The following is a 23,531-nucleotide window of genomic DNA, read 5'->3' as shown; positions in this document are numbered from 1 at the left end:
ATATTAGGATGAGGGATTAAAGATGATTTATCAGCACTATAAGGACGTTATGAAACCACTTTGTGCCGTTATGCCAGCGCTGTTGTTTTGCTTAACCACGACAATCGGTTTCGGCGTACTCTCTACCGCTGCGATAGCAGATACAGTCAGCCTGCCAATAGACACTTTGCCTAACAGAATAACCCTACCAAATGTTAGCCCAGCCAATAGTGCGCTTGCCAACCGCGGCGCTTACCGCTGACTGTATGGCCTGCTACCGTGAAGACTATAGTGGCGGCGTGCCGATTGATACGCCGATTGGCAATATCTACTCAACCAATATCACACCATCGACGCGCTATGGTATTGGCAACTATACTGAGGCCGATTTAAAAAAAGCCTTACACAAAGGTCGGGCGCCAAATCATCAGATTTATCCTGCGATGCCTTACCCGTCCTATCATGGCCTAACAGATGACGATGTCAGTGCCTTGTTTGCTTATTTTCAGACCATCCCTATCGTAGACAAACCCCCTGAAAAAAACCACACACCTGCCTTTCCCGTTGAATATCCGTAGCTTAATGCTGGCATGGAATGTCATCAATGTGCCTTCTACCGAAAACCGCGCAGGACTCAAAAAACTCTATGACGACTCTTGTGCAGGTTGCCATATGCAAAAAGGTGACAGTGCATACGGCGCTGGCTACTATCCACCGCTGGCCAACAACAGTAAAATGCAATCGAAATACTATATCATTAGGGTGTTAATAAATGGTCTGCGCGGGATGCCATCGTTCCATAGCATGATGAATGATGCGCAAATAGCAGCCGTTACACAGTACGTACATAGCGATTTGAACAATTTCACTGACACGGTCACTACTGCTAATGTTGCGCAATTACAATTACGCCATGACTTTCCACCAGGGTCAGACCCGAGTGAATAGATGAGACTCGCTATCTTATAAAGCACATTGACCGATAAAATAAGAGCAACCTCTTAACATAGCTGCTCTTTTGATGAGGTATCCAAGCGCTTACGTAGCATTTTAGATACGCTTTGGCGGTACAGAATAGGTGCCGACGACATGAGCCACGACATCGTCTGAGCCTTCTGAATATAGAGATACCTCGCCCACTATTAAGGCTCGCCCTACTTTGAGTAAGGTGCATTCAGCGATAATACGTGCATCTGCTGATGGTTTACGCAAAAAATTGATAGTCAGACTCGTCGTCACTGTCAATGGCACGATACCGATTTTCCCGAGTATCGCAACATAGATGGCGACGTCAGCGACGGCCATCATGACAGGTCCTGACACTGTGCCACCAGGACGTAGCTCATCGATGCCAATCTCGTGTGATAAAGTCGCACCATTTTCACTGACTGCTTCGACGATACATTTGGTTTGTGGAAACTCTAACGCCATAAAGGCGCTGATTTCTTCTTTGGTTGCAGACATAACGCTTCCTTGAATTAAATTAAACTTTCCTTGTTATTTATTACTTCACTGAATACATTCCTTTAATGTATTACTGGCGTACCTTCTGTACTAAAGGCAAATCCTTTATTACTAAAATTCCCAATCATGACCGCTTCGATAACTGGTCTGACGGTTTCATCGACACCTTCGACCTCGATAATGAAGTTAGCACCCGACCCGCCTTTATCTTCTTCTTTTTCGACGATGTAGTTTAGCGTGGCCATCGCTGATAGCTCAATGGGTTTGCTTAGATACGACTTTACCAGTGCCCCATCCGTATCATAATAATCAATTTTATTAATATACAGTGATTTTTTCAGCGTGGTATTGCGCACACTCAGCGTCGCTGACAATAGTACTTTGCGATTGTCTCTATCAGTATAGATATCAGAATAAATCGGTACATAAAAGGTTTCTTTATAACTGAACTGACTGCGATCTACATCGGATGTCACCTCTAACGCTTCAATCGGATCTTGTTGGTGCTCGGACAGAAGAACATTCGGATCTTGCGCAGACGGATCACAGCCTGACAGCAACACGATAACAGCGACCAATAGAACGGATATACTGCGCTTATTCATAAACTTCCCCTGTCCCTTTTCATGTCACTGCGATTGCAAGCTGTTATTTGATTTTCACACCCACGCTACGTAAGAAATGGTTGATGTGTTTGTTTGCGCCATAAATGACCAATACATCACGGTCTTGCAATATTTGTTCAGGCGTGGCCAGACCTTGCACGCTAGGTTTGGTCTGGGTACGACCAAAGCTGTCTTCATAATACTCATAGCGCAAGGTACTAAGCAATCGGATATTGAATTTTTGCTCCAACCGCAACTCCTCAACCGTCTTGCCGATCAACACATTTGGAATCTTGATTTCTACCATACTAAAGTTATCGCTTAACTCAAACGAATCAACAAAATGGCTTAGTGACAGTCGTTTGGCCCAGCGATTGGCTGCTTCTTTTTCAGGGTAAATAATGTCATCGACACCAATGGCCTGCAAAACTTTTTTATGCAGTGGATTGATGCTACGGCTGATCAAACGTTTTGCTTTTAGGGTTTTAAACAGCGCCGTTGCCATCACGTTGGCGCCTTGATCCTCCCCAATAGCAACAATGACGGTATCGGTATCGACAATCGGTAATCCGCTCACGGTATACTCATCCGTGGCATCCATACAGAGCGTATGAGAGATGACCTCCTTATAGGCTTCTACTCGTTGCATGCTGCTGTCAATGGCAATCACTTCGTGACCTTGGCGGGTCAATGCTGCTCCCAGTGACGCACCAAAATTCCCCAACCCTACGATGATATATTTCATAACCTTAATGACCTTTTTTAGTATCTTTTACTCTAAGTTTCCCTGTTTTTGCACATAAAACCGTCTATTTATCACAAGTTAGTTAATCGTGATTTCCTCAGTCGGATAGCGATAATTGCGTTGGCGCATGTTTTTGAGTAGCGCAATAAATATCGTCAGCATACTGACCCGTCCAACAAACATGATGACCGACACCACCACTTTACTAAAATCCGATAAGTCTGCTGTCAGGTTTAAACTTAGCCCCACCGTGCTATAAGCTGAGAAACATTCAAATACCACTTTGATCAAATCAAGCTCTGGCTGATCATAACTAATCAGCGTCACACCCGTACCGATGACCAATAATGACAACCACATAATAGAGAACGCGCGGCGGACTGAAATCTCCGCAATCTGACGCTTGAAGACTTCTATCTTTGTTTGCCCACGGGCTAGACTCAGTGTATTTAATAGCGCAATCGCAAAGGTACTGGTCTTGATACCACCACCCGTTGAGTTGGGCGACGCCCCAATCCACATCAAAAATATCGTTAGCATGACCGTTGGAAAAGTCAGCTCACCCATATCAATGACATTGAACCCTGCGGTTCGCGGCGTGGCAGCCGTAAAAAACCCTGTGATAAGCTTGTCAAAGAAACCGGTATGGTCAGCGAGTACATTGTTGTATTCAAATACCATCACCCCAACCAGACCAGTCAACAATAACGCCCCAGTCGTAATCAAGGTAATACGGCTGTTGATATTCAGCAACCAAGGCTGATAAATATGGTGCCGGTCATTGCGATATATCAGTCGCTCAGCGCGATGACGCAAATACCGCAGCACATTGACCACAATGGTGAAGCCCATACCGCCAAAGATAAAGGTCATCGCAATGATAAGCTGCAATGGATAATTAAAACGTAGCGAATCGTCATACATGCCAGCACTAAAGGTAGAAAACCCAGCATTACAAAAAGCGGATATCGCATGAAAGACCGAAAAAAACAATTGCTCAGACCAGTTCATATCAGGCATATCATAAATGCTGATATAAATGAGTGCCGCCGCCACCGCCTCAACGGCGAATGTCACATATAAAATAGACTTAAGTGTCGACACCACATCACCCATGCCGCGCATATAAGACATCTCGCTAATACTCGCTTGCGTCTCGTAGCTGACGCCGCCCTTAAAGAAGTAACTAAAATAGGTCACGAACGTCAAAATACCTAGGCCGCCGATTTGTATCAGTCCCATAATAATGACTTGGCCAAACGTCGTAAAATAGGTTGCCGTATCCACGACAATAAGCCCAGTCACACAAACGGCACTAGTCGCGGTAAAGAGCGCATCAATAAAGGACAGCGGCTGCGTTGTCGCATTGGGCATCATTAGGAGCAAAGCACCAACCAGCACAACGGCTAAGAAACTTAAAATAAAAAACTGTGCAGGATGCAAAAAGGTGCGATTGAGATTGAAATTATGATCAGAGAGTTCACGGATAAAGGTGACAAACACGGCGATTTTTATCGCGACAAAACCATCAACGGCGGCGTCCAAGCCAGAACGCACCAAATCAGTGAAATGCGCGGTAAGTAAAATGACAATCGCGATACTGGTAAAAGCATCAAAAATAGCAACTTTATTGAGCGTTCGCGGTTTGTTTGTGTAGAGATAACGGCCAACCGTCACCACAAAGCTGAGCAAAATAACGACCAAGTAAAAAATATGAAACACTTGTTGCAGCCAAATGGGCAACGTAAAGCCACTATCCAATAAGACAATAGCTACCGCGATGACACTAATCAGAATCGTAACATTATTCAATAATCGATAACGTGCGGCTGCATTCATAGCTTGAACCCATGACAACAATAACCACGATACTTATACTCCTTTTTTGCCCTATTCACAAAAACTGATTTGAGAGAATCGTAACCAATTATTGAATCAATATAGATCCTAAGAGTCATTCAGATGAGATATCAAATACTTGCAAGATCATACAATACTGACTGACGTACTGACTCCTTTTTCCCACTTGCTAAGCCCCCACTTGCTAAGCTGTCTCTCATTCTTCTTTTGTTATTATTATCGCCATTTTTACGCCGCCCCATGTCACCAGCACCACGCCGATAGCTATCAAAGATGCCCCCAAAAACAACCCCTCAGGTGGACGCTCTCCCTGCAAAAATATCGCAATCGGTACACCAACGACAGCCCCAACCGCCCCTAGCAAACTGAGCAATACAGGCCCACCTGTTTTTTGCAAAAGAAATAATAAGAAAAACTGACCAGCAAACACCCACGCTTGTACGACTATCAATCCTAGCAGCAGCCAAGCATCCAAAGATATCGCGACAGAAAAATCAGAGAACGCACTAAACAAACCTAACAACAGCGCCGCCGCAACTAGCATGCCGGGTGCAATCGCACTAGATGAAGCATTGTCAGGCCAGCGTAATGTCCGATAGATATTACCAATGGCGAGTAGCACTGGCCCGCACAGCGCGATTAAAATCCAGAAGACACTAGATTCTGGTGCAGAAAGCTTATGAATAGCCAACACCCCTGCGCCAAGAAGCGCCGCCACTACGCCAAGCGCACGAATGAGATAAAAACGCTCCATACGTAGCAGCAGTGCGCCAAGATACGTTAGCAGTGGGGGTAAGGAAATAATGAGGGCAACAAACCCTGCCCCAACATGAGGAATGGCCGAAAAGAGCAGTAAATTGGCAGCCGCCACGCTAACAAAGGCGGCAACAAAATAATACTCGATACTACGGGCACTAATAGGCGGTATCTCTTGTTTGATAAGAGCAACGATTAGTAAAATAATGGCCGCGCCAGTGATCGACCAAAACAAAAACGCGAGTGGTGTTAGACCGATATTGACAGCATATTTTGCCAAGTTGGTCGAGATACCAGTAAGCGCACCCCCTGCTAATAGGCAAGCAACAGGCACTATCCACGTGTTTTTGTGAGTATTTTTATTGAGTAAGTCATTCATCCATTATCCTATTGGACAAGGTCGATCATTCAGTCACCAGTTTCGCAAGCAGCTCATCTATCTCAACCTTAAATTCTTTGTCTTCGATTTTGTTGGCTGCAACTTTGGCATTTTGTAGATGTTGGCGCTTAGAGTGACTAAACTTATTATTTTTAACATCGAATCGCCTAAAAAATAGTCGCTGTCAGTGCCATGGTCGAATATTCAACACGCCCTAGTATTGATCATTTTTTTCTCTATTTTTCGTGAGATAACAAAAAAATTGTGTCTCAATTTATGATTTGGCAGTTAAATTTTTAGTAGAGGCAAGCTTAGCACGGTTAGCGATAACGTTGAGCGTTTTCAGACGGTGGCAAAGAGATGTTTTGACTTTATATTGCTGTCCAATCATTGCTCTTGCCAGTGCAACCATAAACGCATATCTAATTCGAGCTGATGATACTCAGGTTCCATATGACAACACAGTTGATAAAACGCCTTGTTATGATCATGTTCTTTAAAATGCGCCAGCTCATGTACCACAATCATCCGTAAAAACTCTGGCGGTGCGTCTTTGAATAGACTGGCAACCGTGATACTGTTATGGGATTTAAGCTTGCTGCCTTGCACGCGAGACTGGGTAGTATGGATACCTAGCGCATGCTTTAGTACCTTTAACTTACTGCTATAGCTGACGCTTGATAGCGGGCCAATCTTGCGCATGTATTGGTTTTTTATCTCATTGACATAGTGATAAAGCGCCTTATCACTTTGCACTTGGTGCTGGGTGGGATATTTTTTATCCAAATACTCACCCATCCGACCGTCGCTTATCATTTGCGCCGCTTGCGTTTGAATCTGCTCTGAGTAATGCGCTATGTATTTTAATCTGCTCACAACGATATCCTTTGTCTATGTGTTAAAAGCTGTCCGCTTGTTTGATGGATTTTACCTTATATTGGCTATATGTTATCTCAGGCTTGTTCTACTTCCCATTTACCTTATTTGCCACAAAAAACCCCATAAGCGGTAGTCAACTTATGGGGTCATTGCTTATAACACTTTCTTATAAAGACGGTCACTTATCGGCTATCGTACATATAGATTGATAGCGCGATATAGCACGATAATCTAGACCATTAACGCTCTAAATGTAGATACTGCAAATGGCGCTCATACTGATGCAGAATATCGACCAGCACTTGCTCTTTGGTGTAGCCCACCAAGTCGTACTCCTGCGAGCCATCGCTTAAAAACACCTCAGCACGGTAGTAAAACTCAGCATGCTTGGTTGAGGTGTTTAAGGTAAAGTTTGGACGTTCAGCTTTGATCAAGTTAACTTCATAAACAAAGTCATCTTCATCACCATGACCGACGCGCAGTTTTAGACCGTCGACCTGAGCACTGTCTTGGCCCATGCCTGCATCGATATCTTCACCGATACTGGCAAGATTATGCGCATCTAAAGAGGTTTTGAGACCACCTGCTTTGAACTCTTTTTCGACCTCAGTCATCGCTGGCATCACCACCGTTTTTAAGAACTTTTCGACTTGCGCGTGACCTGGGAAGCTCACAATACGCTGCAAACGTGCTCTCCAGCTCTTACCGCTGTCGAGCACATTGGCAGTACCAATCGTGCTGGCTTTGCGCTTATTGCCCTCTTCTTTCAGTGACTTCCACATGGACATCATGTAGAGCACCAGAATCAAAGAGAACGGCAAACCTGCAATCACAGAGACCGATTGTAATGAGGCAAAACCGCCCGCAAACAATAATCCTAGTGTGATAAGACCTGTTGCCACCGCCCAAAACAAACGCAACCAAACCGGTGCATCCGTGTCATTAGTCATGCCTTTTGAGCTCAGATTGGCAAGTACCAACGCGCCTGAGTCCGCAGAGGTGACAAAGAACACCAGACCAATGATCACACCTGCAAATGAAAGCACTTCGCTATAGGGGAAATATTCAAATAGCGCAAACATGCCCATGGCGGCATCATTGACGGCAGTTTCACCAAGCGCCGTTGCGCCATTGGCAACCAGATCTATCGCAGTGTTACCAAAGATAGAGAACCATGCAAAAATAAAGCCCAATGGAATGAACATCACGCCAAAGACAAATTCACGTAGCGTACGGCCACGGCTGATACGCGCGATAAACAGACCAACAAACGGTGCCCAAGCCACCCACCATGCCCAGAAAAATATCGTCCAACCTGATTTCCAGTCGGCACCGGCAGTACCGTCATAGGCATAAACATCAAAGGTTTTATAGATAATGGTTTGGAAATATTGACCAATATTTTGCGTAAAGGTGTTTAATAAATAGACGGTATTACCCATCACGAGGATGGCAAGCAATAGCAATATTGACGACAACATATTGAATTCAGACAGACGACGTACGCCTTTTTCAACACCTGTCATCGCAGAGACAGCGGCAGCGACGACCACACCGACAATGATCAGCGCCTGAACCATCTTGCTAGATTCAATACCAAAGACATGGGTCAAGCCAGCATTGGCTTGTAGCACCCCAATACCTAGGCTCGTCGCAATACCCATCAACGTACAGACAACACCGAAAGTATCAATCCCATCACCTAGCCAGCCTTTGATCAAGCGTTCACCAAATATTGGCGTGAGCGGTGAGCGTAGCGCAAGTGGCATGTTTTTGCGGTAAGCAAAGTAAGCCAGTGCCATACCAATCAGCGCATAAATACCCCAGCCATGCAGACCCCAATGCAAAAAAGTCTGAGCAAGCGCTTGACGCATGGCCTCGGCGCTCGCAGGCTCTAGGCCAGTATGCGGCGTTAAATAATGCATCAATGGCTCTGATGCCCCAAAAAATAGCAGATCAATACCAATACCCGCTGAAAACAGCATGGCCGCCCACGCTAAAAACGGAAACTGCGCTTTTTCGTGGTCTTGACCCAGCTTAATATCGCCATATTTAGAAAAACCAACGAACAAAGCAAAAATACTATAAGCAGCAACCACCAACATATAGTACCAGCCAAACTTGTCTGATACCCACGCCATACTTGCACCAAGTAAGGTCTCACTATAATCTGGAAAAGCAATGGTCCAGATGATCAATAAAATAGAAATAATAGCCGAACCTAAAAACACAGTTTTGTTTAGGCTCAACGGTTTCGTCACCTCTTTTGATGGCGAACTGTACATAAAAGACCTCAAATAAGTAAATTAAACAGTGTCCGATATTGCTTTGTCCGGCATAGTATTATGACTTTTGACCACATAACGTATACTTAACCGCATGACGCACAAAGCAGTACCAATGAATAAAAGCGAATAAAATGATAAATAGCACCCATATATGACATACATTGCGCTCATATATTGACGCTGATAAAAAAGGCCTTTACGTTGAAAGGCCATTATTTTGGAGTTATCTGATATCGTTCTTTATTTAGCAGCATATTTTATGCTGACTTGTCATTTACACCGTTGAGAGATAATCGCGCATTGGCTCAGCGCGTAGCGGCGCTCCATTGGCCACATAATAATCTGCCGTAGAGCGCGGCAATTGTACGCCTTTCATTTTATCAACGATTTTTTCGGCCAGCATGATGGTGGTGGCGTTGAGATTACCACTAATGATATTTGGCATGATAGATGCATCGACGACTCGCAAGCCATCAATACCATGTACCAGCCCTTGACCATTGACGACCGAATCATTATCTTCGCCCATCGCACAGGTACATGAGGGATGGTAAGCCGTCTCGCCATGCTCGCGCACATAGTCATCTAGCTGCTGATCGGTCACCAAGTCTTCGGTGGGTGAGATGGCAGCACCGCGATAAGGGTCCAGCGCAGGTTGATGCATAATCTCACGAGTGATACGCATCGCCGCGCGGAACTCCTGCCAATCTTGCTCATGTGACATATAGTTAAATAAAATACTTGGATGCGCACTGGGGTCTTTTGAGGTCAGCTTGACGCGACCACGACTTGGCGAACGCAATGAACCGACGTGGGCTTGAAAACTGTGCGAATCACTGGCACTACGGCCATCGTAACGCACGGCAAGCGGTAAGAAATGATACTGGATATTTGGGTGAGTGAATGTCTCATCCGTACGGATAAAACCGCCACCTTCAAACTGGTTGGAGGCGCCAAGGCCTGTGCCATTGAACAACCACTCAGCTCCAATAGCAGGTTTATTCCACCACTTATTGGCAGGCGCAATCGAGACTGGCAGCTTACATTCGTACTGCATATACAGCTCTAAATGATCCTGCAAGTTATTGCCCACACCCGGTAAATCTAGTATTTCTGTCACGCCAGCGTCTTTTAGCCACTGACCAGGGCCAATACCTGAGCGCTGCAATAATTGCGGCGAAGCGATAGCACCTGATGAGACGATCACTTCACGAGCGGCATAGAATTTTTTGGTTTGACCCTCGTGCTCGACCTTGACCCCGACGGCACGCTTGCCATCAAATAAGATCACATCGGTGAGTGCCCCTGTCAAAATCGTGATATTGTCACGCGGCTTGGCACGATCTAGATAGCCTCGAGCCGTAGATGCGCGGCGACCATTAGGCGTCACAAAACGATCCATCGGACCAAAACCTTCTTGCTGATAGCCGTTCAAATCTTCGGTACGCGGATAGCCTGCTTGTACCCCAGCTTCAATCATGGCTTGAAACAGCGGATTCACCCCTGGTTTTGAGGTGGTCATCTCGACAGGACCACCGACGCCATGATAGTCGTTTTCGCCAACATCGCGGTTTTCTGACTTTTTAAAGTACGGCAAGCAGTCGAGATACGTCCAGTCTTCTAAGCCTTTTATCTTTGCCCAGTCGTCAAAATCGAGCGCATTGCCACGTATATAGCACATACCGTTGATAAGCGATGAACCGCCCAGCCCTTTACCGCGACCACAGTCCATGACACGGTTGTTCATATATGGCTCAGGATCTGTCTTGTAGCCCCAGTTATAGGTCGTTCCTTGCAGCGGCATTGCAAGCGCCGCTGGCATTTGGGTACGAAAATCCAATCGATAGTCTGGACGACCAGCTTCTAGTAGCAATACTTTTATATTGGCGTCTTCGGTCAGACGCGTGGCCAGCACATTACCTGCTGACCCTGCACCAACAATAATATAATCGTACTCAGGGGTGGTTGATGTCATAACATGCTCCATAATATGGAAAAATATAAATCACTTGGTAGCAGCAAGGTCAAATGCACAGCGTTATCAGGCCCAAACTGCGCTCACTTTCTCAATACCACTCGTTAAAAGACCGATTCAAACGCACCCAACTCTACTTGGATAGATTTGGTCTGAGTATAATGCTCAAGCGCCTCGATACCATTTTCACGGCCAACGCCTGAGTGCTTGTAGCCACCCACTGGCATCTGTGCCGCTGACTCACCCCACGTGTTCAACCAGCAAATACCCGCTTCGATCTGAGCAATGACGCGATGCGCACGCTTTAAATCAGTCGTCACCACTCCAGCTGCTAAGCCATAATCGGTGTCATTGGCGCGGCGGATGACTTCTTCTTCGCTCTCATAAGTCAATATTGACATGACTGGACCAAAGATTTCCTCACGGACGATGGTCATATCATCGCTACAATCTGTAAATACGGTCGGCTCAACAAAAGCACCATTAGCCAATGCGTCTGTTGTGACGCGTGCGCCGCCCGTTAGCAGACGCGCGCCACTCTCTTTCCCTTGCTCGATATAGCCAAGTACGCGCTCCATATGCGGGAAGCTGACCAATGGACCCATGTTGATGTTCTCGTCCATTGGATCACCCAGTTTGATACGATTAACACGCGTTAAGATGGCTTGCTCAAACTTGGCTTGTAGCGCTTTTGGGACAAATACTCTCGTGCCGTTGGTACATACCTGACCGGTACTATAAAAATTCGCCATCATAGCGATATCAGCCGCGGTATCAATATCAGCATCATCAAATATGATCAATGGTGACTTACCGCCAAGCTCTAAGGTCACATCTTTTAGCGATGAGCTTGCCGCGCTCGACATGACCTTTTTACCCGTCGGCACACCACCAGTGAATGATACCTTGGCGATATCTGGATGATTGGTCAGTGCTTGACCCACTTCGTAGTTGCCTTGCACGACATTGAACACACCATCTGGTAGTCCCGCTTCTGTCAGGATTTCTGCCAGTTTTAAGGCAGTCAACGGCGTGACTTCTGATGGTTTAAAGATCATCGCATTACCAGCAGCCAATGCAGGCGCGGCTTTCCACATCGCAATCTGAATCGGATAGTTCCATGCGCCAATACCTGCGACCACACCCAGCGGCTCGCGGCGAGTATAGACAAAGCTCGTGTCACGCAGTGGAATCTGACGACCTTCAATCATGGGCGCAAGTCCTGCATAGTACTCAACCACATCAGCACCCGTGACGATATCGACATACTTAGTCTCAGACAGCGCTTTGCCGGTGTCTTTGGTCTCAAGTAATGCGAGCACATCGTTGCGCGCGCGTAATATCTCAACAGCTTTTGAGAGAATACGACCACGCTCAACGGTGGTCATCGCCGCCCAGATTTTTTGACCTTTATGAGCCGCTTTGACCGCATCATCAATCTGCTCATTGGTGGTTTGCTGAATGGTTGCCAGCACTTCACCTGTCGCTGGATTGATATCTTCAAAAGTGGCGAGCGTGTCATCGACCGCTAAGTAGCGACCATTAATATAGGCAGTTTGCACTTGTTCTAAATCGATAATGTCTGTCAAATTGTTGATATTTGTCATAAATACTCCTTGAGAGGATTGATAAAAGCGGCAATAAAACGCCCTTTTACCAAATCATATCGTCATTGTTAAAATTCTAAAGTTGGATGGTTAGCAATCCGGATATTTATTGACCCGAACGATTGTCAAAGTCAGGTTGCGTCATTTTTATCAATCGATCATGTAGCGATTTTTTATCTGATATGTTGATACCTGAAAAGTCGGAGAGCCAAATTCCATCAGCGACCAGACGAGCCATACATAGGGTTTCAGTATCGTCAGTGGCGGCATGTTTTTCTAACTGCGTGTTGGCCCATTTGGCCCACAGCTCACGTAGCTCACTATCACCTAGCATCAATACATATAAGGTGGCTTGGTTGTCGTATTCTTCTTGCGCTTTTTCGCCCAGACTGATGGTGGCATCGATATAAGCACGGGTAAAAGCGCCATGACTCACAGGATCTTTTGCCATAGCGGCCTCGACTTCTGCCTCAAATTTCGCCATGGCATCATCGAACACTTCAAGCACAAGGGCATTTTTTGTTGCAAAATGATGCATCACACCGCCCTTTGTCACGCCTGCCGCATCAGCGACTGCCTGAAACGTCACTTTAGATAGCCCTTGCTCAAGCGTGATCCGTGCTGCTTGATCGAGCAGAGCACGGCGAACCACTTCTGGCTGTTTTTTACGCTTATAAGGATTTTCTATTTCTACACTCATATCAATGCACCACAGAATTAGACAATAAATTCATTACAACGACACCGCCAACGATCATGGCAATGCCAACCACTGCTGCCGTATCAAGGGTCTGCTTAAATAGCACCAAACCTGCAAGCGATGTGAGCACAATGCCCAACCCGCCCCATAACGCATAAGCAATGCCTAGCGGTATCACCTTGAGTGTCTGTGCCAATAAATAAAATGAGAGTGCATACAGCGCCCCCATCATCAGCGTCGGCCCTAAACGGGTAAACTGCTCTGATTTCACCAAAAATGTCGTCCCTACCACCTCACATATAATGGCAATGGTTAGGCAACCGTAGGCAATCGTCGTAGAACTCATCTTTTGCGCACCGCCTTTATTTAAGCAACTGCTAATAAAACATAGCAAAGAAACCACATGGTCGGTATTTTATAGAGTTCTGTTACCAATGTGAAGGGCTGTCCTGCAACTTTATTGTGTCAAAGCATGTCGTAATGGCTTTTATTTCAAGATAGAACTGTTTTTATTACCTGCTGTGTCTTACGATCTAAATACTCGCGTGCGCTTTTTGCGCATTCTTCTACGTAACGTCTTTTATTTTTATAAGTGTACGTATCATTGTGAGCAAATCGGCCTATTTACGCCCCTATTGAACGAGCAGAGGCGCTGAAACGTCCTATCTGATAAGGGATAAACGCCTATTTATAATAATTGCGATAATATTTATAATTTATCTCAGAATAAGGTTGACAGCCTTTAACGACTTGGCTAAAATGTGCCCCACATAACGCGAACAAGCCAAGTAATGACTGTTTTATAAAGCTTGAAACACTTGCAGTTATGACAGCTTATTCTCCAATAGCTCAGTTGGTAGAGCAACGGACTGTTAATCCGTGTGTCCCTGGTTCGAGCCCAGGTTGGAGAGCCATATACTAAAAACCTTCATCACTATTTGATGAAGGTTTTTTTATTGTTGCCGTTTTCATATTGACTGATCATAATATTCGCATGGCAGCGGTGTTCTTTTTGGCATTTTTGTTGTATGGTAAGATTAGTTTTGATTGGGTTCGTTTTTGTCTGAGTGTTTTACCCCTACTCACTAAAAATAATGGTTTATTATGATACCTGCACGTGTAAAAAATAAGTTCTCTGATCATCCGCAAAAAATCATGCGCCCGATCAGTATTCGGTTGTCTGAAGAAATGATTGCCCTATTAGAAACAACCTCCTCAGAATTGGGTTTTAAGCGCATTCAAGGGCTTATCCGTCTTTATATTCGTCAAGGACTCGATCGTGACCATCAAGATTATACGCTCGCTCATGACGAAGTATTTATTGAGACGTTACGTAAGCGCGGTGTGAGCCAGCGCATCATCGATGAGGCAATCGTTGTGACCTATAACAACAATATCTCTCACTCTTTATCTGAATTGCAAGACAGCGATCAATAATATCCTTCATCAGTCGTATTAATCATAACGATCTGGCTGAGATTGACTGAGACTCTAAAACGTTGTCACTATTTTTATCAAAAAGACCAAGTCTGCTCACGCAAGCTTGGTCTTTTTTGTGGCTATGATAAAAGTGAGATTGCAATTTGTAGATTAACCTTGCTCTCTGAACTCTTTTTTGCCTCATACCGATACGCATTTACTCTTTGACCTTATCGTACGTTTGCGACTGTGGTTAGCGATAACTAAACAAAACCTGCTCCCAAACACGGTATATTAAGAAAATAGTCGCAATGATTGGGGTGCATCCTCAATTTCAATATGAGGATGAAAATGTATAAGGAGAGGTACGATGATGGGGTTACAGCAGCATTTTTATAAAACGTTGTGTCTGACTATGGCAGTCGCCATGCTAGCGATAGCACCGGGTTGCTCGTCGCCGCAAACGGATCCAGACCAAAAAACCATACCGACTGACTCTGATCAATGGCAAAAAAAACTGGGACAGACTTTTGAGCAATTACCTGCCGACGATCAGCAGCTACTTAGTCGATATATGCTACGCATGAAGCTTAGCGATGCGTATGAATCGGGCGCCATGCCGCGTACCACTATCAAGCAGGCCCTCATACAACAGCGTGAGTACGAGCGGCTGCATCCTAATAATCCAACAGGCAAGAAAAGTCCTATTGTGACAGGTCAAACAGCAAATGCGACGGCACAGACGTATCCTGTCGCTCTCCTACCGATTAAGACCAGTGATAGCGATAGCTTAAACCAAGTCAAAATGCAGTTTATGCTATCCAACCATGGAGACGTTGCAATACAAAGTTTTAAAGGCACACTAACGATGAAAGACGCCAACCTGAAACAAGGCAAAGACTTCAATGTTCCTCTCATACAATTTGATCCAGCCATCGAGCCAGAACAATCTGGCAAGATCATTATCGAGAGTAGTATTGAAGACATCAATGTCATGCGTGCCATTAAAAACACGAAGGATATGACGATCGAGATTAAAGAAGGCACACTTATATTGGCAGATGATCAAAGCATTGAGTTTGGCAATTCATTAGCTAAATAGTGGGACTGCGCATCATTTGATCTTTTATGAGGTTTATAGAGCCTGTCGTCCAGTATTTATAAAATATACCATAAAAAAAGCCCCAATCAGTAATGATTGGGGCTTTTTAGCATTTGGCGGAGACGGAGAGATTCGAACTCTCGAAGGGCTATGAACCCTTGCCGGTTTTCAAGACCGGTGCATTCAACCGCTCTGCCACGTCTCCATTGGTGCATCATTATATAGATATACTTTTATAATGCAAGCCCCTAATCTAAAAAAATTCAATTAATTTGCAAATACCTTTGAACCACTGGTTTATCGCTTGCTTGAGGCCAGATGCAGGCACATATCGAGCAGCCTGTTGGCATAACCCCATTCATTATCGTACCACGCAAAAACCTTGTACTGCTCGCCTACTTGCATGAGCTGCTGACCATCTATGATAAGCGACTCAGTTTGATGAATAAAATCACTAGAGACCAACGGCTCATCCGTATAAGCCATGATGTCACATAAATGCGTCTGACTGGCAGATTGAAGGGCGTCACGGATAATATCAACGCTGACCTCTGGCGTATCAAATACAAAGGTCACATCAATCGCTGCCACATCGATGGTGGGCACCCGTATTGAATGTCCATTTATTTTGCCCGCCATCGCTGGCAATACCCGCTCCGTCGCAGCAATACTACTCGAGGTCGTTGGGATAATATTGTAGCCAGAAGCACGCGCCCGTCTGGGATCTCGATGCGCTTGATCGAGCACCGTCTGATCGGCGGTAACCGCATGAATCTCTGTCATCATAGCGGACTTGACGCCGAACGCTTTATCCAATGTGTCAATCAGCGGCACCAGTGCCTGCGTGGTACAAGAAACGCTGGAGATAATCGGTAAATCCAGCATGAGCGCATCTGTATTGACCCCCATAACGATACAAGCATCCACATCATCGAATGGCGCAGCACCGATGATCACCTGCTGTGCGCCTGCATGGATGTGCAGCATCGCTTGCTCATACGAGCGAAAGTGACCGGTGCACTCTAGTACCACATCGACCCCTAGCGACTGCCAAGGTAGGTTTTGTGGATTGGGTTCTGAAAGCATATTGATACAATAAGTCAAAGTGTTTTTGGTGAGACAGAGCTGAGTTTTATGCTCGTTATCGGCCCCGCTCTCGATAATATCAGCACTGACCCCCAAGCGGCTTAAGCGACCGTGCGTGCTATCAAATTTTAATAAATGCAACAAAATATCTGCTGGTGCCAAATCATTAATTGCGACGACATGGATTGCACGTCCTAATACTTCAAAGCGCTCTAGCAAGGCGCGCAGTACATTGCGCCCGATACGACCAAAACCATTAATAGCCACTCTCAATGGCTGTGAGTGCTCACCAGTGGTACGATAGGTCTCCGCTATCGGGTCAGAGGTCAATTGATAAGTGGCGCTAGAAAAATCAGGCATAAAAGATATCGCTATAAAGGGATATAAAGAATGGGCGTTGTCGCTTTAGACGTGCTCTAACAGTTGGTTCAATATTTTTTGTTCAAAAAACCGACAGTGTCGTAAAATCTATCTTGTCATAACAAACTATCTTGTCATAACAAACTATGGCGTGATAAAAATCAATGCCAAACGAATGGTGTTGTAGTCAATGCTTTGCTTGAGATGATCGAATATCGGACGCAGTTTGATACTGCCATCATCATTGAAGTCGTTTGGGTTATTGGCAACTTTGATGGCGACATAAGCGTTGCCAACCGCTGTCATGACCTCATCCTCTGGACGTAGATGATCGCAGGCAAGGCTTGGATCTTGTGATTTTAGCTCGCCGATGTGGCGCATGATGGTGGACTGTGATAGTTGACGCGCTTGTGAGATTTCCGCAATAGTCAAGCTCTCTTCTAATAGCACTCTGGTTGCAAGCAAAGTGCTCTCTGATTTGTCAGAGACTTGATTGCCTAATTTCTGTTTTTTATCGATTTGCGCTTGTTGCTGTTCGCGGCGCTTTTTTTGCAGCGCGGCATAGGCGTCAATCACGGATTGACTGAGCGTACCACCTGACTTTAAAACAAACTTCTCATGCGCCTGCTGCATACTTTCTTCATCCAGCATCGCATAGTTGGCATCAGCCTCTTCAGACAGGACCAAAAACCGCTTGTCTGCGCCGCGTGCCAGTGGATCAAGTTGCAAGCTCATGTCATTCATACCCAGTAGCTGCAATCCTGCCAGCGATTTGAGACGTGATAAGGCCACATAACCTTGTCCCAACTCAAAGGTACGCGATAAATCAATCTCAGCGGCATCGAGGGTCATACCTTGCGACTTGTGAATGGTGATCGCCCATGCCAGACACAGCGGTACTTGTAAGTAACTTGCCAGCACCTCACCCGTCTCATCTTCGATGATCCACTCCTCAGGCTCAGCGATGACTTCTCGTCCTGAATTAAGCCGCACGACAGGCATTTTCTGGGTCGTTGGTTTCTTGGACTTTGGCTTTTCTTTGTCTTTTTTAGCAGCGGACTTCTTAGCTTTTGCCGTTTTTTCGCCAGCAGCTTCCTCATCAATGTCATCGCTGCTATCGTCTTCGATTAACGCGTCACTACTTTCCTTATCCTCTATTTTGACCGCAGAAAAACCAATCAGCTCACCCATCGTCCCGTTGGACACCCCAAGCTCGGCATTGTTTTTGATAAACATGACCTTGGCGCCCACCTTGAGAACCAACTCGTCTTGAGTACGTACGGTCTTTTTTAAGGTTTCAACCAGCTTACTATCGCCCGTGGTTGTGGCTTCAAAACGCATCATCTCACCGTCTAACAGTGCCAGCTCCTTGTCATTAATCTTATTGACATTGAGATTGTGCGTGTACAGGCGAGTACGCTTGATATCGACGCTTTGATCGTAAGTATTCTCTAAAGCGGCAATCGCCTCAAAGGTCACTTCCTGACGACGGATTTGGTTGAGAATATCATCTAAGTCTAAACCGCCATTTGCCGCTTCGCTAACCTGTCGATGCTGCTCTGACAGATAGCAAATATGAAATTTGGCATCGAGCCACGCCTCAGACATAAAGGCGAACTTTTCACGATTGGTCTCGCCTTTACTACCTATTGGCGGTAACTGAAAAAAATCTCCTGCGACCACGACTTGGATGCCACCAAAGGCTTTGTCGTTTTTGCGGACATGCTTGAGTACTTGGCTGACCAAGTTGAGCTGCTTGGCATGTAGCATCGATATCTCATCGATGACCAGTACTGCCGTGTCTTTCAATCTGTCTGCCAAAAACTGCTTACGAGATAAATTGGTCAAATCGCGATCAGACAGCTCATCTTTGATACCAATACCCGACCAACTATGAATCGTTGTGCCATTCATATGCGTGGCGGCAATACCAGTACTGGCTGTGACTGCAACCGGTACACGGCGAGCGCGTAGATAATCGATGTATTGATTGAGGGTATACGTCTTACCTGAACCTGCTGAGCCAGTCAAAAAGACGTTTTGACCTGTTTTTAGAATATCAAGAGCAGAAGATTGACGCATAGACCCAAACCAACCAATATTATGAAAAGAAATAGTATAAAAAAGAAAGCCGCTCTGGTTAATTAATTGACCACAGCAAGCCAAAGTAGATGCTCACAATTATAACAGCTGCATCCGCTTTGCGAACCACTTTAACCGCCCTATATCGTATAACCGAAAGTTTTGTGATACAAATTATATCATTATAAAAAGTCATTATCGTTCTGCACAAAAGCTCAGTACGATAGAATAATAAATTGGTTAGGAATACCAAGGGTTTATTTTTCAATGGCTATCTCTAAAATGGCTATCTCTAAATAGTCATATTTTAAATAACCAACATACACAACAAGGAGTGGTTAATGTTATACGCTTATCCCAACACTGAAAACAGTCCGGTCCAATTCCGCGAAAAATACGATAACTTTATTAATGGTGAGTGGACTGCTCCTATCGATGGAGAGTATTTTGATAACACAAGCCCCATCGATGGTAAAACTATTTGCCAAGTCGCCCGCTCAAAAGAAGCCGATATTGAAAAAGCCCTAGATGCGGCGCATGCTGCCAAAGATGCTTGGGGCAAGACCAGTGTTACTGAACGTGCCAACTTGTTACTCAAAATTGCTGACAGCATGGAAGCCAATCTAGAAGCGATTGCGATTGCCGAATGTTACGAAAACGGCAAACCTGTTCGTGAGACACTCGCAGCCGACATCCCTCTAGCCATTGATCACTTCCGTTATTTTGCCAGCGCCATTCGCGCACAAGAAGGCGGTATCAGTCAGATTGACGAAGACACTGTGGCTTATCATTTTCATGAGCCACTTGGTGTCGTCGGTCAAATCATTCCTTGGAACTTTCCTATCCTAATGGCCGTATGGAAGCTAGCACCTGCCCTTGCTGCTGGTAACTGTGTCGTTCTAAAGCCAGCCGAACAAACGCCAGTTTCTATTCTGTTCATGTTAGAGACCATCGGCATCGCTGATATCTTGCCAAAAGGCGTGCTAAACATCGTCAACGGCTTTGGGGTCGAAGCAGGTAAACCACTTGCGTCAAACCCTCGTATCAATAAAGTTGCCTTTACAGGTGAGACTACCACTGGCCGCCTCATTATGCAGTACGCGAGCGAAAACATCATTCCAGTGACGTTAGAGCTTGGTGGCAAAAGCCCTAACATCTTCTTTGCCGATGTTATGGATGAGGACGATGACTTCTTGGACAAAGCGGTCGAAGGTCTAGTGATGTTTGCACTGAACCAAGGTGAAATCTGCACCTGTCCATCGCGGGCACTCGTTCATGAGAGCATCTATGATGAGTTCATCAAACGCTGTATCGCCCGCGTTGAAGCCATCAAGATGGGTAACCCATTAGATACCGACACCATGATTGGCGCGCAAGCCAGCTCAGATCAATTAGAGAAAATCCTATCTTATCTTGATATCGGTAAAAAAGAAGGCGCAAAAGTGCTCGTCGGCGGAGAGCAAGCTAAGCACGATGGCGACTTGACAGACGGTTACTACGTCAAACCAACTATCTTTGAAGGCACCAACGATATGCGCGTGTTCCAAGAAGAGATCTTTGGACCTGTCCTTGCCGTGACTACTTTTAAAGACGATGACGAAGCCATGCAGATTGCCAATGACACCTTGTATGGTTTAGGCGCGGGCGTTTGGACGCGTAGTGTACACAAAGCTTACCGCTTCGGACGTGGTATTCAAGCTGGACGCGTATGGACCAACTGCTATCATATTTATCCATCACATTCAGCGTTCGGTGGTTACAAACAATCTGGTATCGGACGTGAAAACCATTTAATGATGCTCGACCACTATCAGCAAACCAAAAACATGCTGGTGTCGTACAGCCCTAAAAAAATGGGCTTCTTCTAAACCATCATTTCTAATCATGGAGCGGGTTATCACAAGTGTTACATAGCCCGCTCGCTACAAAGATCTAAATAAAAAAACTGAAACGAATTTTTATATCCTCTAATGCGCTTAGGCGCACAGCAGGAAAAATTTGTAGCAGTCTTGCGTTCAAAATACGGTGTTTGCATATTTTGAATGCAATATCGCAACAACTTTGTATATCGACATCTATCAATCACCCATAAAAGAGAACTTATCATGACTAACAAAATGAAAGCCGCTGTATTACATGAGTTCGGTCAAGACTTAAAAATCGAAGAAGTCGACATCCCAACCGTAGGTGCCGGTCAGATTTTAGTAAAAATGGAGGCCTCAGGCGTCTGTCACACGGACCTTCATGCCGTTGAAGGAGATTGGCCAGTCAAACCAAGTCCACCATTTATCCCTGGACACGAAGGCGTCGGTATCATCACCTCTGTCGGCGACAACGTCCATCACGTCAAAGAAGGCGACCGAGTCGGTGTGCCCTGGCTCTACTCTGCTTGCGGACACTGTACGCATTGTTTAGGTGGCTGGGAGACGTTGTGCCTAAAGCAAGAAAATTCAGGTTATTCGGTGAATGGTAGCTTTGCAGAGTATGTCCTGGCGGACGCCGACTATGTAGGCATTATCCCAGAAAGCGTCGACTCTGTAGAGATTGCCCCTGTCTTATGCGCAGGTGTCACTGTCTATAAAGGCCTAAAAATGACGGATACCAAGCCTGGTGATTGGGTAGTGATTTCAGGTATCGGCGGACTTGGGCACATGGCCGTTCAGTACGCCATTGCCATGGGCCTTAATGTCGCGGCGGTCGATATCGACGATGAGAAGCTTGAATTCGCCAAAAAGCTGGGCGCCAAAGTCATCGTCAACGCTAAAGACACCGATCCTGGCGAGTATCTCCAAGAGCAGATCGGCGGTGCTCATGGCGTGTTAGTCACTGCAGTATCATCAAAAGCTTTTGATCAAGCCTTAACCATGTTACGTCGCGGTGGTACTTTAGTATGTAACGGGCTCCCCACTGGCGACTTCCCGGTGTCAATCTTTGATACTGTACTCAATGGTATCACTATACGCGGCTCTATCGTTGGCACACGTCTTGACTTACAAGAGTCGCTAGATATAGCAGCGGCTGGCAAAGTCAAAGCGACCGTCAAAGCTGAGCCGTTAGAGAACATCAATGATATTTTTGAGCGGATGCGTAATGGCAAAATCGAAGGTCGTATCGTCATCGACTATAATCAATAACGGATAGTAAAATGACAGTGTTATAAGCTTATTGCATAGTTATTCCAACTGTCAATTATCAGCCGAAGGTCGTATCTTTTTAGTCATATGCCAGTTGTGATGTGTCTGAAGATGATGCGACCTTTTTGATTTGACTGTGGCATACTGATACTAGAGAGCAATTATATAAACCATGGATGGGCCATAAGAAGGAGTACGATATGAAACTGGCAGCAACAGAGTCGTGTAAGGCGTTGATTGAGCTACTAAAGTCCAAGCATGGAAAGCTGATGTTTCATCAGTCAGGTGGCTGCTGTGATGGTAGCTCGCCGATGTGCTATCCATTAGGAGAGTTTAAGGTAGGCGGTCAGGATGTGCTGGTTGGTGAGCTTGTTGGCTGTCCATTTTATATGGGACGCGCACAATACAATCTATGGCAGCATACCGATTTGACCATTGATGTCGTCAATGGTCGCGGTGCGAGTTTTTCGTTAGAAATCCCTGAAGGCAAACGCTTTATCGTACGCTCAGAAATCTGCACGATATAAGGACGTTTGACGCAAAACTAGGTAGCATTAATCTTAAATAATGTACCCCATATGACAGTCTTAGCTTGTCCTATGATATTGGGGAAAAACTGGCTGATTTAATAAAAACAAACCATAGCAGCACCTAATAACCACAGCATCTAATAGCTACCGCACCAAATAGTCAGCAGCTGCTCAATAATCCACTGATTTTTACAAATCATTGTCATTTATACGTTTGTCTATCATCACAATAATAAAAATATTTGTATCCGAAAAGTAACTAATTTATTAATATACATGTACGTTAATAACTTTTTATTATGAATTTTACTGTCGAAATTCGTAAAAGTTACCTTTTTTGGTTGTATTAGCTCTCTAAAATAATAGAAATCGTCTTTTCTATTAAATTATTTCAAAGATTTCTTGCATTATCGGTATTTATGAGAGTATATTCAAACGACTTATTTATAACGATATGTTCTACATTATATAAATTAAATCTTTCTCAACTTTATATATGTATCTTTTTGTAAAGAATGTATCTTCAGAATAAATATACCAAAAGCAGTTGAAAGTTTGCTAATTCCTCAGACAGGCATAGC

At 45.1% G+C, this 23,531-nt stretch carries 20 protein-coding genes, 2 tRNA genes and 1 pseudogene; 9 read left to right on the top strand and 14 right to left on the bottom strand.

Features of this window, described 5'->3' with window-relative positions:
* The first annotated feature begins 49 nt into the window (after nt 1-49).
* The 3 genes and pseudogenes from GYK50_RS12820 to GYK50_RS03690 form a co-directional block, all read left to right on the top strand.
* Nucleotides 50-241: a hypothetical protein gene (locus GYK50_RS12820; RefSeq protein ID WP_227517183.1), complete on the top strand. Its 192-nt coding sequence runs from the start codon at nt 50-52 to the stop codon at nt 239-241.
* Nucleotides 210-557 (top strand): c-type cytochrome, encoded by a 348-nt coding sequence (locus tag GYK50_RS12815; RefSeq protein ID WP_227517184.1) that lies wholly within the window; start codon nt 210-212, stop codon nt 555-557. The genes GYK50_RS12820 and GYK50_RS12815 overlap by 32 nt, the downstream gene beginning before the upstream one ends.
* Nucleotides 558-615: 58 nt before the next feature.
* Nucleotides 616-927: pseudogene (locus GYK50_RS03690) on the top strand (c-type cytochrome); the annotation flags it as partial.
* A gap of 102 nt (nt 928-1,029) precedes the next feature.
* Here GYK50_RS03690 and GYK50_RS03685 read toward each other — a convergent pair.
* The 11 genes from GYK50_RS03685 to GYK50_RS03635 form a co-directional block, all read right to left on the bottom strand.
* Nucleotides 1,030-1,443, bottom strand: a complete 414-nt coding sequence (locus tag GYK50_RS03685; RefSeq protein ID WP_058023760.1) for a PaaI family thioesterase — start codon at nt 1,441-1,443, stop codon at nt 1,030-1,032.
* Nucleotides 1,444-1,505: 62 nt separating this feature from the next.
* A complete protein-coding gene (locus tag GYK50_RS03680) occupies nt 1,506-2,048 on the bottom strand; it encodes a DUF3124 domain-containing protein (RefSeq protein ID WP_071002047.1) in 543 nt (180 codons plus the stop codon).
* Between the two features lie 43 nt (nt 2,049-2,091).
* Entirely contained in the window at nt 2,092-2,793 is a 702-nt protein-coding gene (locus tag GYK50_RS03675; protein ID WP_058023762.1) for a potassium channel family protein, read from the bottom strand.
* Nucleotides 2,794-2,871: 78 nt separating this feature from the next.
* Nucleotides 2,872-4,632, bottom strand: coding sequence for a TrkH family potassium uptake protein (locus GYK50_RS03670; RefSeq protein WP_071002048.1), 1,761 nt, complete (start codon nt 4,630-4,632; stop codon nt 2,872-2,874).
* A gap of 217 nt (nt 4,633-4,849) precedes the next feature.
* Nucleotides 4,850-5,788, bottom strand: a complete 939-nt coding sequence (locus GYK50_RS03665; protein ID WP_071002049.1) for a DMT family transporter — start codon at nt 5,786-5,788, stop codon at nt 4,850-4,852.
* Nucleotides 5,789-6,175: 387 nt separating this feature from the next.
* A complete protein-coding gene (locus GYK50_RS03660) occupies nt 6,176-6,664 on the bottom strand; it encodes a M48 family metallopeptidase (protein WP_058023766.1) in 489 nt (162 codons plus the stop codon).
* Nucleotides 6,665-6,906: 242 nt separating this feature from the next.
* Entirely contained in the window at nt 6,907-8,952 is a 2,046-nt protein-coding gene (betT, locus tag GYK50_RS03655) for a choline BCCT transporter BetT (RefSeq protein ID WP_071002050.1), read from the bottom strand.
* Nucleotides 8,953-9,229: 277 nt separating this feature from the next.
* Nucleotides 9,230-10,930: a choline dehydrogenase gene (gene betA / locus GYK50_RS03650; RefSeq protein ID WP_212564288.1), complete on the bottom strand. Its 1,701-nt coding sequence runs from the start codon at nt 10,928-10,930 to the stop codon at nt 9,230-9,232.
* A gap of 104 nt (nt 10,931-11,034) precedes the next feature.
* The gene (gene betB, locus GYK50_RS03645; RefSeq protein WP_212564287.1) at nt 11,035-12,537 is read right to left on the bottom strand and encodes a betaine-aldehyde dehydrogenase; all 1,503 of its coding nucleotides are present in this window, start codon (nt 12,535-12,537) and stop codon (nt 11,035-11,037) included.
* 106 nt (nt 12,538-12,643) lie between these two features.
* Nucleotides 12,644-13,237 carry a TetR/AcrR family transcriptional regulator gene (locus tag GYK50_RS03640; RefSeq protein WP_058023770.1) on the bottom strand — a complete coding sequence of 198 codons (594 nt, stop codon included), beginning with the start codon at nt 13,235-13,237 and terminating at the stop codon, nt 12,644-12,646.
* A 1-nt stretch (nt 13,238) separates the two neighbouring features.
* Nucleotides 13,239-13,583, bottom strand: a complete 345-nt coding sequence (locus GYK50_RS03635; RefSeq protein WP_071002053.1) for a DMT family transporter — start codon at nt 13,581-13,583, stop codon at nt 13,239-13,241.
* 492 nt (nt 13,584-14,075) lie between these two features.
* Here GYK50_RS03635 and GYK50_RS03630 point away from each other — a divergent pair.
* The 3 genes from GYK50_RS03630 to GYK50_RS03620 all read left to right on the top strand — a co-directional run bounded on the left by GYK50_RS03630 (nt 14,076) and on the right by GYK50_RS03620 (nt 15,758).
* A tRNA-Asn gene (locus GYK50_RS03630) sits at nt 14,076-14,151 on the top strand.
* Between the two features lie 190 nt (nt 14,152-14,341).
* Nucleotides 14,342-14,674: a CopG family transcriptional regulator gene (locus GYK50_RS03625; protein WP_212564286.1), complete on the top strand. Its 333-nt coding sequence runs from the start codon at nt 14,342-14,344 to the stop codon at nt 14,672-14,674.
* 352 nt (nt 14,675-15,026) lie between these two features.
* Nucleotides 15,027-15,758, top strand: a complete 732-nt coding sequence (locus GYK50_RS03620; RefSeq protein ID WP_227517185.1) for a hypothetical protein — start codon at nt 15,027-15,029, stop codon at nt 15,756-15,758.
* A gap of 114 nt (nt 15,759-15,872) precedes the next feature.
* Here GYK50_RS03620 and GYK50_RS03615 read toward each other — a convergent pair.
* The 3 genes from GYK50_RS03615 to GYK50_RS03605 form a co-directional block, all read right to left on the bottom strand.
* Nucleotides 15,873-15,963: transfer RNA gene (locus GYK50_RS03615), tRNA-Ser, on the bottom strand.
* Nucleotides 15,964-16,055: 92 nt separating this feature from the next.
* The gene (locus GYK50_RS03610) at nt 16,056-17,204 is read right to left on the bottom strand and encodes a type I glyceraldehyde-3-phosphate dehydrogenase (protein ID WP_340050197.1); all 1,149 of its coding nucleotides are present in this window, start codon (nt 17,202-17,204) and stop codon (nt 16,056-16,058) included.
* A 144-nt stretch (nt 17,205-17,348) separates the two neighbouring features.
* A complete protein-coding gene (locus GYK50_RS03605) occupies nt 17,349-19,286 on the bottom strand; it encodes an AAA family ATPase (RefSeq protein ID WP_212564285.1) in 1,938 nt (645 codons plus the stop codon).
* Between the two features lie 341 nt (nt 19,287-19,627).
* On the opposite strand from GYK50_RS03605, the gene exaC reads away from it, so the two are divergent.
* The 3 genes from exaC to GYK50_RS03590 all read left to right on the top strand — a co-directional run bounded on the left by exaC (nt 19,628) and on the right by GYK50_RS03590 (nt 22,947).
* The gene (gene exaC, locus GYK50_RS03600; RefSeq protein ID WP_212564284.1) at nt 19,628-21,154 is read left to right on the top strand and encodes an acetaldehyde dehydrogenase ExaC; all 1,527 of its coding nucleotides are present in this window, start codon (nt 19,628-19,630) and stop codon (nt 21,152-21,154) included.
* 237 nt (nt 21,155-21,391) lie between these two features.
* Nucleotides 21,392-22,420, top strand: coding sequence for an alcohol dehydrogenase AdhP (gene adhP, locus GYK50_RS03595; RefSeq protein ID WP_186473932.1), 1,029 nt, complete (start codon nt 21,392-21,394; stop codon nt 22,418-22,420).
* Between the two features lie 200 nt (nt 22,421-22,620).
* On the top strand, nt 22,621-22,947 hold the full coding sequence (locus GYK50_RS03590; protein ID WP_058023776.1) for a DUF779 domain-containing protein: 327 nt from the start codon (nt 22,621-22,623) through the stop codon (nt 22,945-22,947).
* Nucleotides 22,948-23,531 lie beyond the last annotated feature (584 nt).

The sequence above is a fragment of the Psychrobacter pacificensis genome, from assembly GCF_018336615.1.
GTDB lineage: Bacteria > Pseudomonadota > Gammaproteobacteria > Pseudomonadales > Moraxellaceae > Psychrobacter > Psychrobacter pacificensis.
The sequence above is the reverse complement of the archived record's forward strand: the minus strand, read 5'-3'. Positions and strand labels throughout refer to the sequence as shown.